13 protein-coding genes are annotated in these 14,442 nt (G+C 67.1%); 6 read left to right on the top strand and 7 right to left on the bottom strand.

All coding sequences use genetic code 11. The annotated features are described in order from the left end of the window. Positions 1-6 precede the first annotated feature (6 nt). Positions 7-1,275 (bottom strand): TIGR03862 family flavoprotein, encoded by a 1,269-nt coding sequence (locus AC1RWI_RS18340; protein WP_492867906.1) that lies wholly within the window; start codon positions 1,273-1,275, stop codon positions 7-9. Positions 1,276-1,408: 133 nt separating this feature from the next. Here AC1RWI_RS18340 and AC1RWI_RS18335 point away from each other — a divergent pair, with 133 nt between their 5' ends. Further along, the gene (locus AC1RWI_RS18335; RefSeq protein WP_492867904.1) at positions 1,409-1,813 is read left to right on the top strand and encodes a hypothetical protein; all 405 of its coding nucleotides are present in this window, start codon (positions 1,409-1,411) and stop codon (positions 1,811-1,813) included. A 70-nt stretch (positions 1,814-1,883) separates the two neighbouring features. Beyond that, positions 1,884-2,450: a DUF1415 domain-containing protein gene (locus AC1RWI_RS18330; RefSeq protein WP_492867902.1), complete on the top strand. Its 567-nt coding sequence runs from the start codon at positions 1,884-1,886 to the stop codon at positions 2,448-2,450. Between the two features lie 72 nt (positions 2,451-2,522). Here AC1RWI_RS18330 and AC1RWI_RS18325 read toward each other — a convergent pair whose 3' ends face one another. Together AC1RWI_RS18325 and AC1RWI_RS18320 are read right to left on the bottom strand one after the other, a co-directional pair. After that, positions 2,523-3,410, bottom strand: coding sequence for a class I SAM-dependent methyltransferase (locus tag AC1RWI_RS18325; protein ID WP_052494454.1), 888 nt, complete (start codon positions 3,408-3,410; stop codon positions 2,523-2,525). A 171-nt stretch (positions 3,411-3,581) separates the two neighbouring features. After that, the gene (locus tag AC1RWI_RS18320; RefSeq protein ID WP_043344621.1) at positions 3,582-4,535 is read right to left on the bottom strand and encodes a bestrophin family protein; all 954 of its coding nucleotides are present in this window, start codon (positions 4,533-4,535) and stop codon (positions 3,582-3,584) included. 298 nt (positions 4,536-4,833) lie between these two features. On the opposite strand from AC1RWI_RS18320, the gene AC1RWI_RS18315 reads away from it, so the two are divergent. The 3 genes from AC1RWI_RS18315 (at position 4,834) to AC1RWI_RS18305 (ending at position 9,751) form a co-directional block, all read left to right on the top strand. Then, the gene (locus tag AC1RWI_RS18315) at positions 4,834-6,525 is read left to right on the top strand and encodes a flagellar assembly protein A (RefSeq protein ID WP_492867899.1); all 1,692 of its coding nucleotides are present in this window, start codon (positions 4,834-4,836) and stop codon (positions 6,523-6,525) included. A gap of 289 nt (positions 6,526-6,814) precedes the next feature. Beyond that, positions 6,815-7,324, top strand: a complete 510-nt coding sequence (locus AC1RWI_RS18310) for a response regulator (protein WP_236701981.1) — start codon at positions 6,815-6,817, stop codon at positions 7,322-7,324. 402 nt (positions 7,325-7,726) lie between these two features. Next, positions 7,727-9,751 (top strand): gamma-glutamyltransferase family protein, encoded by a 2,025-nt coding sequence (locus AC1RWI_RS18305; protein ID WP_052494455.1) that lies wholly within the window; start codon positions 7,727-7,729, stop codon positions 9,749-9,751. A 248-nt stretch (positions 9,752-9,999) separates the two neighbouring features. Here AC1RWI_RS18305 and AC1RWI_RS18300 read toward each other — a convergent pair whose 3' ends face one another. After that, positions 10,000-10,563 (bottom strand): hypothetical protein, encoded by a 564-nt coding sequence (locus tag AC1RWI_RS18300; protein WP_043344623.1) that lies wholly within the window; start codon positions 10,561-10,563, stop codon positions 10,000-10,002. Between the two features lie 124 nt (positions 10,564-10,687). On the opposite strand from AC1RWI_RS18300, the gene AC1RWI_RS18295 reads away from it, so the two are divergent. Then, the gene (locus AC1RWI_RS18295) at positions 10,688-10,852 is read left to right on the top strand and encodes a hypothetical protein (RefSeq protein ID WP_492368633.1); all 165 of its coding nucleotides are present in this window, start codon (positions 10,688-10,690) and stop codon (positions 10,850-10,852) included. Between the two features lie 206 nt (positions 10,853-11,058). On the opposite strand, the gene AC1RWI_RS18290 is transcribed toward AC1RWI_RS18295, so the two are convergent. The 3 genes from AC1RWI_RS18290 to AC1RWI_RS18280 all read right to left on the bottom strand — a co-directional run bounded on the left by AC1RWI_RS18290 (position 11,059) and on the right by AC1RWI_RS18280 (position 14,426). Then, positions 11,059-11,928, bottom strand: coding sequence for a transcriptional regulator (locus AC1RWI_RS18290; protein ID WP_492867897.1), 870 nt, complete (start codon positions 11,926-11,928; stop codon positions 11,059-11,061). 317 nt (positions 11,929-12,245) lie between these two features. After that, positions 12,246-13,925, bottom strand: a complete 1,680-nt coding sequence (locus AC1RWI_RS18285; protein WP_492867896.1) for an ABC-F family ATP-binding cassette domain-containing protein — start codon at positions 13,923-13,925, stop codon at positions 12,246-12,248. A 255-nt stretch (positions 13,926-14,180) separates the two neighbouring features. Continuing rightward, the gene (locus tag AC1RWI_RS18280) at positions 14,181-14,426 is read right to left on the bottom strand and encodes a hypothetical protein (protein ID WP_043344625.1); all 246 of its coding nucleotides are present in this window, start codon (positions 14,424-14,426) and stop codon (positions 14,181-14,183) included. Positions 14,427-14,442: the final 16 nt, after the last annotated feature.

The following is a 14,442-nucleotide window of genomic DNA, read 5'->3' as shown; positions in this document are numbered from 1 at the left end:
GCTGGCTTAGCGCCCGGCAGCCCGGGGCGCTTCCAGCCAGGCCGAGGCGCCCAGCCCGGCCGCGCGCCCGCTGGCAAAGCAGGCGGTCAGCAGGTAGCCGCCGGTGGGCGCTTCCCAGTCCAGCATCTCGCCGGCGCAGAACACGCCCGGCACGGCGCGCAGCATCAATTGCGCGTCCATCGCCTCGAACGCGACGCCGCCCGCGCTGCTGATCACTTCATCGATCGGGCGCGCGCGCAGCAGGCGCACGGGCAGCGCCTTGAGCGCCGCCGCCAGCCGCGCGGGGTCGGCAAATTCTTCCTTCGACAAGCATTCGCGCAGCAAGCCGGCCTTGACGCCGGTGATGCCCAGCTTGCTCTGCAGGTGGCTCGATAGCGAGCGCGCGCCGCGCGGGCGCTGCACCGCTTCGGCCACGCGTTCGGCCGGCAGGCCTGGCGCAAGGTCGAGATGGATCGTGGCCTCGCCCGTGGCCTCGAGCAGGTCGCGCATTGGCGCGCTCAGCGCATAGACCAGGCTCCCCTCGATGCCGCCGGCCGTGATGACGAACTCGCCCTGGCGATAGTGCTCCACGCCATCGCGGTCGCGCAGCCCGATGGCCACGGCCTTCAGCGGGTGGCCGGCAAAACGCGTGCGGAAGTGTTCGCTCCAGGCTACGTCGAAGCCGCAGTTGGCGGGGCGCAAAGGGGCGATGTCCACGCCGCGCGCGGCCAGCAGCGGTACCCATGCGCCGTCGGAACCCAGGCGTGCCCAGCTGCCGCCGCCAAGCGCCAGCACCGTGGCATCGGGCCGGACCAGCCGCTCGCCATCCGGCGTGGCAAAGCGCAGCTGGCCCGATGCATCGTCCCAGCCCAGCCAGCGATGGCGCATATGGAACTGCACGCCGGCCTCGCGCAGGCGGTGCAGCCACGCGCGCAGCATCGGCGCGGCTTTCATGTCGGTGGGGAAGACGCGGCCCGAGCTGCCGACGAAGGTCTCGATGCCGAGGCTGTGCACCCAGCCGCGCAGCGCTTGCGGATCGAAGCCGGCCAGCAGCGGCGCGATTTGCGCGCTGCGCTTGCCATAGCGCCCGAGGAAGGGCTGCGCCGCTTCGGAATGCGTGAGGTTCATGCCGCCGCGCCCGGCCATCAGGAACTTCCGGCCGACCGAGGGCATGGCGTCATACACCTCCACGCGAAGTCCGCGCGCGGCCAGCACCTGCGCCGCCATCAGGCCTGCGGGGCCGCCGCCGATCACGGCGACGCTGGCAGCGGGGAGGGAGGCGGTGGGTGCAGACATGGGTTGGATCCGGGGCAAGGCGGTCGATCGCGCAATGGGGCGCAAGGCAGGGTGCGGCGGATCGGATTATATAGGCCAGGGGCAACTGCTAATATCGCCCCTTCCCTTGTGCCACGGGTCTCCCGCGCCTCCCATGTCCATGACCATGCCCATGCGGTCCCGCTTGTCGTTGCCTCTTCCCGCCGCGCGGGCCTTCGTGCTGGTCTTGCTGGGCTTGCCAGGTCTTGTCGCCGGCGTGCACCCGGCGCTCGCGCAGGAAACCGCGCAGGGATTGCAGGAAAAGGCAATGAAAGGCGATTTCCTGTCCCAGCGCAACCTCTCGTATTGCCTGCAGTCCGGGTGCCTCGGGCTGGAGCGTGACCGCGTCAAGGCCTGCATGTGGCGCAAGGTGATCGTGCTGTCCGGCGAGCGCCATGTCACTGACCTGGACACCGCCAACCTGGAGTACGTCTGCGCAAAGCTGAGCACGACCGAGCGCGATGCGGCCATGCGCCAGGCGGACGCGCTGGCCAGGCAGATCTACGGGCCGCGGCGCTGAGCGCCTTTGGCCTGCCTGGGCGGGAGGCTAAAATAGCGGTTTAGCGCCGTTCCCTGCGTCACTCATTGCCATGCCCATCGCTTCGCCATCCAGCCAATTCATCGTAGACGCCACCCAGCAATGGCTGGAACGCGCGGTGATCGGCCTTAACCTGTGCCCCTTCGCCAAGGCCGTGCACGTGAAGCGGCAGATCCGCTACACGGTGAGCGATGCCACCGATACCGAGGGCGTGCTCGCCGATCTCGAAACCGAGTTGCGCACGCTCGCCGATGCCGACCCTGCCGAGATCGACACGACCCTGCTGATCGTGCCACAGGCGCTGGCCGAGTTTCTCGACTACAACGATCTCCTCTATTTCGCCGAGCGCTTGCTCAAGAGCCTGCGCCTGGCGGGCATCCTGCAGATCGCCAGCTTCCATCCGCACTACGCGTTCGGCGGCAGCGAGCCGGACGACATCGAGAATTACACCAACCGCGCGCCTTACCCCATCCTGCACCTGCTGCGCGAGGACAGCATCGCGCGAGCCGTGGCGGCGTTTCCCGATGCGTCGGATATCTACGAGCGCAACCAGGAAACCATGCGCCGGCTCGGCCACGACGGCTGGCGCAAGCTGATGACCGAGGCCGGCGGGACATAAAAAACGCGCCGTCGAAGCGGCGCGTTTCAGCTTGCGGACAGCAGCGCGCCATTGGCCTGGCGCGAGTCAGCCTCAGCCGGCAGCAGCCGGCTCCTGCGTATAGAAGCGCGCTTCCATCTCTTCCAGTCCCAGCGTGCGCAGCACTTCGTTCAGCCGCTCGGCCGGGCGGCGGCGCGGCAGGTCCTTGTACTGCGCGATGATGAGCTCGTTCTTCATCGAGTGCTCCCAGCCCACCAGCTCGGTCACGCTGACCTGGTAGCCATGCGCCTCCAGTTGCAGGCAACGCAGCACGTTGGTCACCTGGCTGCCGAACTCGCGCGTATGCAGCGGGTGGCGCCAGATTTCGGTCAGCGGATTGCCGGCCAGCAGCTTGCCCTTGTTCTTGCGCAGCACGCCGGCCACCTCGGCCTGGCAGCACGGCACTACCACGATGTATTTGGCGTGCTTTTCCAGCGCGAAACGGATCGCATCGTCCGTGGCTGTGTTGCAGGCGTGCAGCGCGGTGACGATGTCGATGGTGGGCGGAAGCTGGTCGGACGTGATCGAATCGGCTACCGACAGGTTCAGGAACGACATGCCCTTGAAGCCCAGCCGGCTGGCGAGCTCCTGCGAGCTGCGCACCAGCTCTTCGCGCGTCTCGATGCCGTAGATGTGCGACTGGTCAAGCTGCGCCTTGAAGAACAGGTCATACAGGATGAAGCCGAGGTAGGACTTGCCGGCGCCGTGGTCGACCAGCGTCACGTCCGGGTGATCCTGCTTGAGGTCCTGCAGCAGCGGCTCGATGAACTGGAACAGGTGGTAGACCTGCTTGAGCTTGCGGCGGCTGTCCTGGTTCATCTTGCCGTCGCGCGTGAGGATATGCAGCGCCTTGAGCAGCTCGATGGACTGGCCGGGACGGATTTCGTGGGGGCTGGGCGCCGGTGCGGCGGGCGTCTTGGACGCCGGGGACTTCTGGGCCATCTGGGATGTCTGGAACCTGGGGAAAAGCGGTGAGGCGTGCGCCAAAGCCGGACGACGCTGCGCCGGTACAGCGGCAGTTTACCGAAAGTCGCGCTTGCCCGGGGCGAGTGGCGCAACCGGCGCATGCCGGCGCCGCCTTGCCGGGCCCCCTGAACAGGTCTCTAAAGGTCTCTAAAGCAGGCAGTAATCCACGGGTACGAGCGGCGGCGGCAGCGCGGTCTCGCCTAGCGCTTCCTTCATGCCGATCTCGATGGTGCGGCAGAGCGCATCGAGCGGCAGGTCGTTGGCGCTGGTGCCGAACGGTTCTTCCAGCTCATCGCCCAGCGCATCCAGGCCGAAGAAGGTGTAGGCCACGATGGCCACCACCACGGGCGTGACGAAGCCGATGGTATCCACCAGCCCGAACGGCAGCAGGAAACAGTACAGGTAGGCGGTACGGTGCAGCAGCAGCGTGTACGAGAACGGGATGGGCGTGTTGTGGATGCGGTCGCACGCCACCGCCGTGGCCATCATGGCCGACAAGGTGTCGTCGATGCCGGCGGCGAGGCAGGGCTCGACGCGGTGCTGCCGCACGCACTGGCCCAGGTCTTGGCCCATGCGCATCATCAGCAAGGCGGGCGCATTGGTGCAGCGCTGCAGGTCGGCTAGCTCCGCCGGGCGCAGCCAGCCCGGGTCCACGTCGGTGGCGGCACTGGCGCCGCGCAAACGGTTGCGCAGCGCATAAGCGTAGGCAATGGTGCGGGAGATCATGCGCACGCGCGCGTCGCTCAGGCCCGCTGGCTTATGGCCGGCGCTGTCCGGCACGTTGTCCGCGATCAGGCTGAGGCATTGCCGTGCCAGGTTCTGGCTGCGCACCACCAGCTCTCCCCACAGCTTGCGCCCTTCCCAGAAGCGATCGTAGGCGGCGGTATTGCGAAAGCCCAGGAAGATGGCCAGCGGCAGGCCGATCAGCGTGAAGGGGATGGCCGTGAGCGTGACCTTGTGCTGGAAGAACGCGCCGTGGCTGATCGTGACGGCAACCGCTACCAGCAAGTTCACCAGCAGCACGCGCCAGATGCGCGACAGGATCGAGCCTCGCAGGACCAGGAACAACCTCAGTCCCGATGGGCGGTCTCGCACAATCATCTGTGATCCCCTGGCATTGCGGCACGGCGTTCCGTCGATGCGCAGAAGTGTACATTTTTCGCCTCGGGCGGTGGGGTGCGGGCTGCGCCGCGGCTCAAGTTTTCGGCGAAACGGCCGATGGTGTTGTGTGCGTCGGAAGGGACCAAGATCCCGCGGCGCATCAATGACATCCCCGGCTTCAAAGGCCTGCCTGGCAGGCCACGGGCACCGGGCGGCCGCGCCATGGCGCAGCGGCGGCACGGCACTGCCGAGGCCGGGATTGCGGACGACCCCGAGGACGGGGCGGAGCCGTCCGGACATGATCCATCAATGGAACTACCGAATGGAAAACCGGGGACAAGACACAGAGGCCGGCGGCTTACGGGTTAGCCTGGACGACGGCGCGCGGCAGCTGCGCGCGGCGTATGCCGCCATGCCGGGCCGCATGGCGCCGGACCGCGCCGCGCTGCAAGAGGCGCTGGCCAGGGGCGGCTGGGCGCAGGCGAAACTGGACACCGCCGCAATCGGCACCTTTCTCGCGCAATGCCAGCGCGCCACCGAGGGGACGCCCGTGGAGGCGCTGATCGGCGAGCTGACCGACGGCTACTTCGATCTCAGCGTCAGCAGCGATAACCTGAGCGTGCGGCTCAACCTGCTGCCGCCGCAAGGCGGGCGCGAGGTGTCACGCGACGAGATCCGTGCCGCGCTGGCCGAGCGCGGCATCAAAGCCGAGCCGGACAGCGCGGCCCTGCGTGGCGCGGTCGAGGCGGGCCATTGCGACGGGCTCGAGATTGCCACGGGAAGTGCACCGCTGCCTGGCACGCCGGCGTGCTTCGAGAGCCTGCTGGCCGCCCCAAAGCCGCTGGTGGCCGAGGACGAAAGCGGCCGCATCGACCTGCGCGACCTGGGCACGCTGTTGCTGGTGAATCCCGGCGCGCCGCTGATGCGTCGCATCCCGGCCCGCCAGGGCAGCGATGGCATCGATGTCTTCGGCAAGGTCGTGCCCGCCGTGCCGGCTGCCGATCCGCCATTCGCGGACGGCCTGACCGGCGTGGCGCAGGATCCCGCTGATCCGGAGGTACTGGTGGCGGCGATCTCCGGCTCTCCGTCCTTGTCGGCACAGGGCGCATCGGTGAGCCCGGTGGTCGATGTGGAGGCGGTAGACATGCATTCAGGCAACGTCACCTTCGACGGCACGCTGCGCGTCAACGGGGATATCAGGACCGGCATGACCGTGCGCGTGACTGGCGACGTGATCGTCACCGGTACCATCGAGGCTGCCCATGTGGAGGCGGGCGGCAATGTGGTGGTGAAGGGCGGCATCATCGGCAAGGCCGAGGGCACGCATCAAGGCGCGCATCAAGGCACACCACAGGGCGCCGAGGGCGTCGCGCTGGCGCGGGTGACCTGCAAGGGTTCGCTGCATGCGCGCTTCATCGAAAGCGCGGTGGTCGAGGCCGGCACCGAGGTCAAGGTGGAAAGCGGCATCCGCCAGAGCGACGTCTGCGCCGGGCGCAGCATCATTGCGGGCAGTCCCAAGGGTGGCCAAGGCAACATCACCGGCGGGCGCTGCCGTGCGCAACTGGCGGTGCGCACCGCCACCCTTGGCGCCTCCGCGGGCACCGCCACCATCGTGCAGGTAGGTACCAATCCCTACGCCGAAGCCGAGAAGGCCGAGCTCGAGGCCCAGCGCCGCCAGCTGGAGGCGGAGCAGGCCAAGGTGCAGCAACTGGTCAGCTTCTTCGCCAAGCATCCCGAGAAAGCGGTGGGCGACATGCGCGAGAAGGCGCGCGCCACGCTGCTCAAGCTCACCCGCGACTCGATTGCGCTCGACGCCAGGCTGGCCAAGCTTGCCGAGCAGCTGCGGCCGTCTCCCGAGGCGGTGATCGAGGTGAGCCGGCGCATCCACGGGGGGTGCAGCCTGCACATCGGGCAGAAGTCGATGAAGATTATGGAGGACAAGCCGGGCGGCCACGTCCGGCTGGTGGAGGACCGCATCGCGCTGGTCTGAGTCCCCACGCTTGCCGTCGCATGCCGGCCGCCGCGCTTCTGCGCGGCGGTTTTGCTTGTGCTGCGCGGAACAACATGCGGAACACGTTACGTGACGCGTAACACGCCCCGGCCCCGCCCGGGCCGCGCCGCCCGCGTCCCGCGCAGGCGGCAATCCCTTGCGCCGTAAGGCCGAGCGGCCTGCCCCGCTGTGCGCGCGAGCCCGCGTTGGCGGCTGGCACGTGCCTTGCACCGTACCCTGTCAGGCGTCCCCGCTGGCGCCGTTCCAGAAAAAGGCAAAAGGAGGAATCATGGACATGGCACTCACCAGCCGGGCAGGCGTAGACAGCATCACCTCGCGAGGCGTCGCGCCGGGCGTGTCATCGGCCATGTCGGCGCGGCAGATTGCCAGGCTGCCGCTGGCGTCGCACGGCGCGGCGCCGCTCAGGGCAGTGGTGATCGACGAATGCGCGCTGCTGCGCCTCGGCCTGGCCCGCATGCTGGAGAGCATGCCCGGCGTGGAGCAGGTGGATGGCGTGGATCCCGATGATCTCTCGATGCACGGGACGACGATTCGCGAGGCCGGCTTGCTGGTGTTTGGCATGCCGCAGGACGTGACCAGCGGCTGGCGCCTGCTGCGCAAGCTGCGGAGCATGCTGCCCGCCCAGCGGGTGCTGCTGCTGTCGGACAATATGTGGCTGCACATGCCGCCGCCGGAGATGGGCTACGGCATCTGCTGTTGCCTGCCCAAGACAGCAGCCCTTGTTACCCTGGAAGCCGCCATCAGCAGCATGCTTGAGGCCGAAGTGCTGGCCGCCTGAGCCGCGCTTCAATCCGTAACGGCCGCATCGGCCACGGCGGCTATTTTCTCCCGGGCCAGGGGAGCCAGGGGATTGCCGGATCGGCATGGTTGCGCGCACGCCAGGCCGCGAACAAGGAAATCCCGTTCGCCTCGACGGGCAGCGCAAAGGCGTCCATGCCGTCGATAGCATGGTGGGCATCTTGCAGCACTCTCAAGTATGAACCGCGTTCACATGTCTGTAAATACAGACATGTAGCTATTCAGAATCGCAAATGGCAGGTCTATGTTGATCCTTCGTCACAACCGCTCCCCCATCAGCAGCGGTTGCGGCGATCGACGAGGGAAGCGTCGATTTTCTGAAACCTCAACATAAGACAGGAAGAACATGCCACAAACTGCTCACGAAGCGGTAACTCCGCCTATGGATCCGGCCGGCACCCGCTTCACGCCGACCCGGCTCAGCGCTATCGCGCTCGCCTCCCTGGCGCTGACCCTGGGTGCCTGCGGCGGCGACGATCCCGTTGCCACCACCCCGGCTTCGACTACCCCGACGGTGGTTGCGGGCTGCGAACTGAACGGCACCACCGGTGGCGAAGCCGTGGTGCTGCCGGGCGACCCTAATGCGCCGGAGATCGCCACCGGCTATGCGCCCAAGAGTACGGTCTACGCCAAGACCTATATGGCGGTGACCAACAACCCGGTCTCGACCAAGGCCGCCTGCGACGTGCTGAAGAACGGCGGCACGGCGGTGGACGCCGCGGTAGCGGCGCAGATGGTGCTGAACCTGGTCGAGCCGCAATCCTCCGGCATCGGCGGTGGCTCCTTCATCATGTACTACGACGCGGCCACCAGGCAGGTCACCGCCTACGACGGGCGCGAGATGGCGCCGGCCGCCGCCGACGGCAACTATATCCAATGGAAGTCCGCCGCCGACCAGACTACGCCGGCACCTAACGCGACGCACAGCGGGCGCTCCATCGGCACGCCCGGCACGTTGCGCGTGCTGGAGCTGGCGCACGGCGAGCACGGCAAGCTGGCCTGGAAGGACTTGTTCTCTCCCGCCATCAAGCTGGCGACCGATGGTTTCGCGATTCCGCCCCGCATGGCTGCCGCGATCGCCTCGGCGCTCAGCAATCCGGTGACGGCCCCCAGCATCAAGCGCGACGCCGAGATGGCCGGATATTTCCTCAATGCCGACGGCACCCCGCGCGCGGTCAACACCATCATCAAGAACCCGGCGCTGGCCAATGTGTTCACCTCGGTCGCCAGCGGCGGCGCGGATGCGTTCTACAAGAACGGCCCGATTGCCCGGGCTATCGTCGCCAAGATCCAGAATACTTATGGCGGCACCGCCACGCCGGGACTGACCACGCTGGCCGACCTGGAGAGCTACGTCGCCAAGAAGCGCACGGCGGTTTGCACGACTTATCGCGAGTACGAGATCTGCGGCATGCCGCCGCCGTCCTCAGGCGGCATCGCGGTGGCGCAGATCATGGGTATCGTCGAGAACTACGAGATGTCGCGCTATGCGCCGTCGAACATGGACAAGAACGGCGGCCGCCCGAACGTGCTCGGCGTCCACCTGATGGCCGAGGCAGGCAACCTGGCGTATGCCGACCGCAACAAGTATGTGGCGGATACCGACTTCATCGGCCTGCCGGGCGGCAGCTGGGAAAGCATGCTGAACAAGCCTTACCTGCGCAAGCGGGCGGACCTGATCAGCACGGTGGGCTCCATGACGCTGCCGGTCGCCGCGGGCGACCTCGGCGCCGTGCCGCTGGCCCCGTCGGTCATCAACGAGCACGGCACCACGCACCTGTCGCTGACCGACAAGTATGGCAACGTCGTCTCGATGACCACCACCATCGAGGCGGGCCTCGGCTCGTATCACTTCACCAACGGCTTCCTGCTCAACAACCAGCTGACCGACTTCAATGCGGCACCCGCCGATGCCGGTGGCGTGCCGATCGCCAACCGCGTGCAGCCGGGCAAGCGCCCGCGCAGCTCGATGGCGCCCACGCTGGTGTTCAAGCGCAATGCCGACGGCTCGCGCGGCGACTTCTACATGACCACCGGTTCGCCGGGCGGCGCCAGCATCATCCAGTACGTAGCCAAGACCCTGGTGGGCGTGCTGGACTGGAAGATGGACGCGCAGCAGGCCGTGTCGATGATCGACTTCGGTGGCTCAAACAGCGCCACCAGCGGCATGATGGTCGGCGGCGAGCATCCCAACGTGGATGCCACCAAGCCGGCCGGCGGCCTGGCCGGCGACAACGATCCCCTGGTCAAGGGCCTGCGCGGGCTCGGTCACGTGGTCAACGTGACGGCCCAGTCGAGCGGCTTGAGCGCCATCATCCGTACCACTGTGGGCGGGTCGACGGCGCTGGTCGGCGGGGCCGATCCGCGTCGTGAAGGCGTGGTGCTGGGCGATACGTTCAAGCCATAAGCGGGAACGGAAGTGTTTGCGGAAATTTCTCCACATGCATTGGGAAGTGGCTGGTAGGTTGATGCGGCTGCGCTCGCTACAGTAGCCACTTACCGCTCTCTCCCCGGGAGTGGTTTTCCCGAGAGGGCCTAATCCCTTGGCCCTCCTTCCGTGGCGCTGCATGCTCTCGCATGCGGCGCCTTTTTTTCTCGCCTTCCCTCTTACCTTCCCCCGCACCTTCCCCTGCACCTTCCCACCACGGAATTCGCCTACCAGACCCGGATCTTGAGCTGCAGCGAGATGCAGCCATCCACCTTGCCCCGCATCGTCGGCACGTAGATCAGGTTCGCACCCACGCGCCCATACTCGATGCTGATGACGGGCGCCGCCATCGGCGACCAGCCGCCGTTATTGACATCCGGATACCCGCGCACCGCGCCCGCCGTGGCGCCGATCCGCACCGGGCCAAGATGCAGAGGCTGCCAGGTGACGCTCGCGTAGGTGGAGTGATGGCGCATGCTGTTGCGGTACTCGCCGGCCGACAAGGTGACATCCTCGGTGATGCGGACATCGGCGCCGATGCCCCAGTTGGCCGCGTTGTAGTGCGCCGTGTGATTGAAGTGGTAAGAAAAAAATCCGGCGTTCAGCCAGACCTGGGGGCTGAAGGCGGGCGCCGGCATAGCCTGCGCCGGATCTGCCGGGGTGTCGGGCGGCGTGCTGTCATCCGCGCGGGCGGTGACGGCCCACAAGGATGCGCCTAGCGCAAACACCATCAGGAGCTTGCGCGGAAAAAGGCGATACCTCGCCGCGCCAGGAACTGGATAAGCATCCATGGCCGCTTCCTTGTCGATTGTCTTGGCTGGGAGCTGGCTGGACGCGACGCGAATCGGCGTGCGGGCGCAGCCATCCTGCGCGAGTCCGGCGTGGCGCCGGCGGCCCTAGGTGGCGGCGATGTGCATGATGTTCCCCGGTTGCGTGGCAAGTGCGAACGCGTACCGCGTGCTGCGCGGCCGCTTCGTCATCGGTCCCGGCAGCCAATTGGAGCGGCGGGCCGGTCTTGTATTTGTCGTGTTACCAGTCTGGTGCTTCGGCGCGGCGGATTCAATCAATCGAATGCCGTAAGCCTATGGAGGGGATTGGAGGGCAAGCGGATGTCAACGTCCCGCTAAAACGGGACGTTCCGCGAGCTTGCGCCGGCAAGGCAGGAGGAGGGGTGATATGCCGCTGGCGGCTGCCAGGCGGCAGCGCCAGGGCATGGCGCAGTCAGTCAAACATGCGTTTGACGATGCGGGCAGGCGAGTGCCGCGGCAGTGGCCGCGGCGCTTGGGTCATACGGCAGACGCGCTGGCGGAACCAGCCTGGCTGTGCGTCATCGCGCGCCAGGCCAGGTGCGCGGTGCCGGCGGGCGGCTCCGCGCGCATGGCTTGCGCGCGCACGTCCGGAAAATCCGATGCGTCGAGCCAGACCGACAGGAAGGCGCCCATCGCATCGAGCAGCGTGTCCGAGTTGATGCCGGTCGGCCCGCCCACCTTCGGGCAGATGACCAGGTGGGTGCCCTCGTGCGAGTACACGCGCAGCGTCTTGACCAGGTCCGCCGGCTGCAGGTGATGCTCCGAGCAGGCCACGCCCTGGAAGCCGAACGCCAGCAGGAACTCCTCTTCTTCGGCCTGCCCTGTGCAGAGAATCACCTTGGGACGCATGCGCCGGCGCTGCTCCGCGATAAAGCGGAAGCGCCCACCCTGGCGGCAGAATTCCACATAGCGCCAGTTCGGGCTAAGGCACGGGTTGCGGCGAAAGGTCTCGATCTGCGACAGGTCCATCTGCTGCGGCTTGGGCAGAGGGTAGAGATTGATCTTGAACTCCCAGCCGAGCGGCGCGTAGAGGTACTGGTCGAAGTAGCCGCGCCAGTCCAGCCCCGGCATGGTTTCACGCAGCGTTGCCGTGCGCGTCGCGGCCATGATGCGGGCGAGGCGCTGGTGCGTTTGCCAGCGCGGCATGTCATGCCGGTGGCGCTCGCGAAATGCGCTGTCCCAGGCGGGCGGCTCATGCACGGGCGCCAGCGAGGCACCCGGCGAAGACGCAAGCAGGTGCGGCTCCTTATCGCATATCCAGACAGCCGCGCCGATGTTTCCCCCCTCCATGCCGGCGTACGAAGAGAAATACGCGTCCAACTCCTCGCTGCTGAAAACTGATGTCATTTGCTCTCTCATTCGTCGTGGCCCGTCGCGCGTGAATGACAAGGACTAGCGCAATCGCCGTGCCATCTGGCTGATGGCACTTGCCGACGCGGCGTGGCGGCGGCGCGAGGCCGATGCGATCAGGCTGGAAGCCGCGCCAGATAAGGGATTGCGGGCGACTTGCCTGGAGCTGGGAAGGGGGTGGGTACCGCGCGCCGCCGCGCAGGGGATGGCGCGGCGGTGTTACGCGTTACGTAACGTGGGCGGTGTGGGGGAACGCGGAGGGTATCTAGCCTGCTGCACGAACTGCGGGACGGGCGCCCGCGCCAGCAGGTATCTCAGGCGACGACCTTCTGCTCTGCGGCAGCCTGCTCGCGCATGCGACGGGCTTCGTCGATCAGGAACTGCTGGTAATCGTCCAGATCGCCGTCGAAGGGCTCGACGCCGCCCTTGGTGACCAGCCAGAACTCGTCGCATACGGCGCGCAGCAGGGCCCGGTCGTGACTGACCAGCATCACCGTGCCTTCGAATTCGTTGAGCGCCACAGCTAGCGCTTCGCGCGTGGCCAGGTCGAGGTGGTTGGTCGGCTCGTCGAGCAGCAGCAGGTTGGGGCGCTGCCACACGATCATGCACAACACGAGCCGTGCCTTTTCGCCGCCGCTCATCGTGCCAACCGCCTGATGGACCATGTCGCCGCTGAAGCTGAAGGTGCCGAGGAAGGTGCGAAGGGATTGTTCGGTGCCGCTCTGGCCGGGGGCGCGCATGTGCGCCGGCGTGTCCTTGGCCAGGCGGATCATGTGTTCCATCGGCGTGTCGAGCGGGCGCAGCACGTCGAGCTCCTGCTGTGCGAAGTAGCCGATGTTCAGGCCTTTGCCTTCGCTGATTTCGCCGGATATCGGCGCCAACGCGTGCGCCACCGTCTTCACCAGCGTCGACTTGCCTTGGCCGTTGGCACCGAGAATGCCGATGCGCTGCCCGGCCAGCACGGAGCGGTTGATGCCCCGCACGATGACCGTGGGCGGCGTGCCCGGCAGTGCGCCGGCCGGCGCCGGGTAGCCGAAGCTCGCGTCCAGCATCGACAAAAGCGGGTTCGGGACGTTGAGTGGCTCCTTGAACTCGAAGTTGAACTCTGCCTCGGCAAGCACCGGTGCGATCTTCTCCATGCGTTCGAGCGCCTTGACCCGGCTCTGCGCCTGCTTCGCCTTCGAGGCCTTGGCCTTGAAACGGTCGATGAAGCTCTGCAGGTGGGCGATCTTGTCCGCCTGCTTGGCCATCGCGGCCTGCTGCAACACGAGCTGCTCAGCGCGCATCTCTTCGAACTTGCTGTAGTTGCCGCCATAACGCACGAGCTTGGCGTTGTCGACGTGCACCGTCACCTGCGTCACCGCGTCGAGGAATTCGCGGTCGTGGCTGATCACTACCAGGGTTCCTGGATAGCGCTTGAGCCACGCTTCCAGCCAGACCAGCGCGTCGAGGTCCAGGTGATTGGTCGGCTCGTCGAGCAGCAGCAGGTCGGACGGGCACATGAGCGCGCGCGCCAGCTGCAGTCGCATGCGCCAGCCGCCGGAGAAACTGTTGACCGGCTGACCAAGCTGCGCAGCACTGAAGCCAAGGCCCAGGATCAGCGCTTGGGCACGTGCGGGGGCATCGTGTGCGCCGGCGTCGTGCAGGGCCATGTAGGCGTGCGCCATGCGCATGCCGTCGTCGCTGGCCTCGGCGGCGGCCACTTCGTCCTGCGCGGCCAGCAGCACGGTGTCACCCTCGACGACGAAGTCGGTCGCGCTCTGCTCGGTCTCCGGCATATCCTGCGCGACCTGGCCCATCTTCCATGCGGCGGGAATCGAGAACTCGCCGCTGTCTTCGTGCAGCGTGCCGTTGAGAAGGGCGAAAAATGACGACTTGCCGGCGCCATTGCGGCCGACAAGCCCGATCTTTTCGCCGGGGTTGAAAGTGACGGACGCGCGGTCGAGCACGACGTTGACGCCGCGACGCAGCGTGACATTACGGACGGAAATCATAAGGAGCCACTTCGGAGAGGATTGGCATGATAGCCGACCGGACGTGCGGGGCCGTGGCTTTTCTGTGCCGCGTGCGCCTTGCGGCGCCCACCGGCCGCAAGACAAGGCAGGCCCTGGCGGGGCGCACCGGGCGCACCGGGCGTACCGGCTGCGGGGCCAGCGAACGCGAAGGCATTGGCGAGGCTCATGGCGACAGAATGGAGGGGGTGCCAATGGTGCGCGCAGCCATTGCCGTCGCCCTGCGCGGCTCTCTGCTTAATCGCCGAGGGCAGGGATGCTCCCCTCCTTCACCAGAATGCGAGGAGAGCCCATCTCACCGGTCTCCTCGTCCACCAGTACCTCGTAGGCCGCGACGCCGGCGAAGCTCGAGGCCATGCCGTTCGCGATACGGATAGCGCCGACTTCGCTGGACGCCTGGCGGATCTCGCCGGGCAGGAGTGTGTCGCCCTTGCCTTTGCGGTAGGGTACGACGATGTACTTGATGGAGCGAGTATCGGGCATGGCGGCAATTCCGGGC

The organism is Cupriavidus sp. MPR-AND1C, from assembly GCF_058809705.1.
This window is presented reverse-complemented; position numbering and strand designations above follow the sequence as displayed.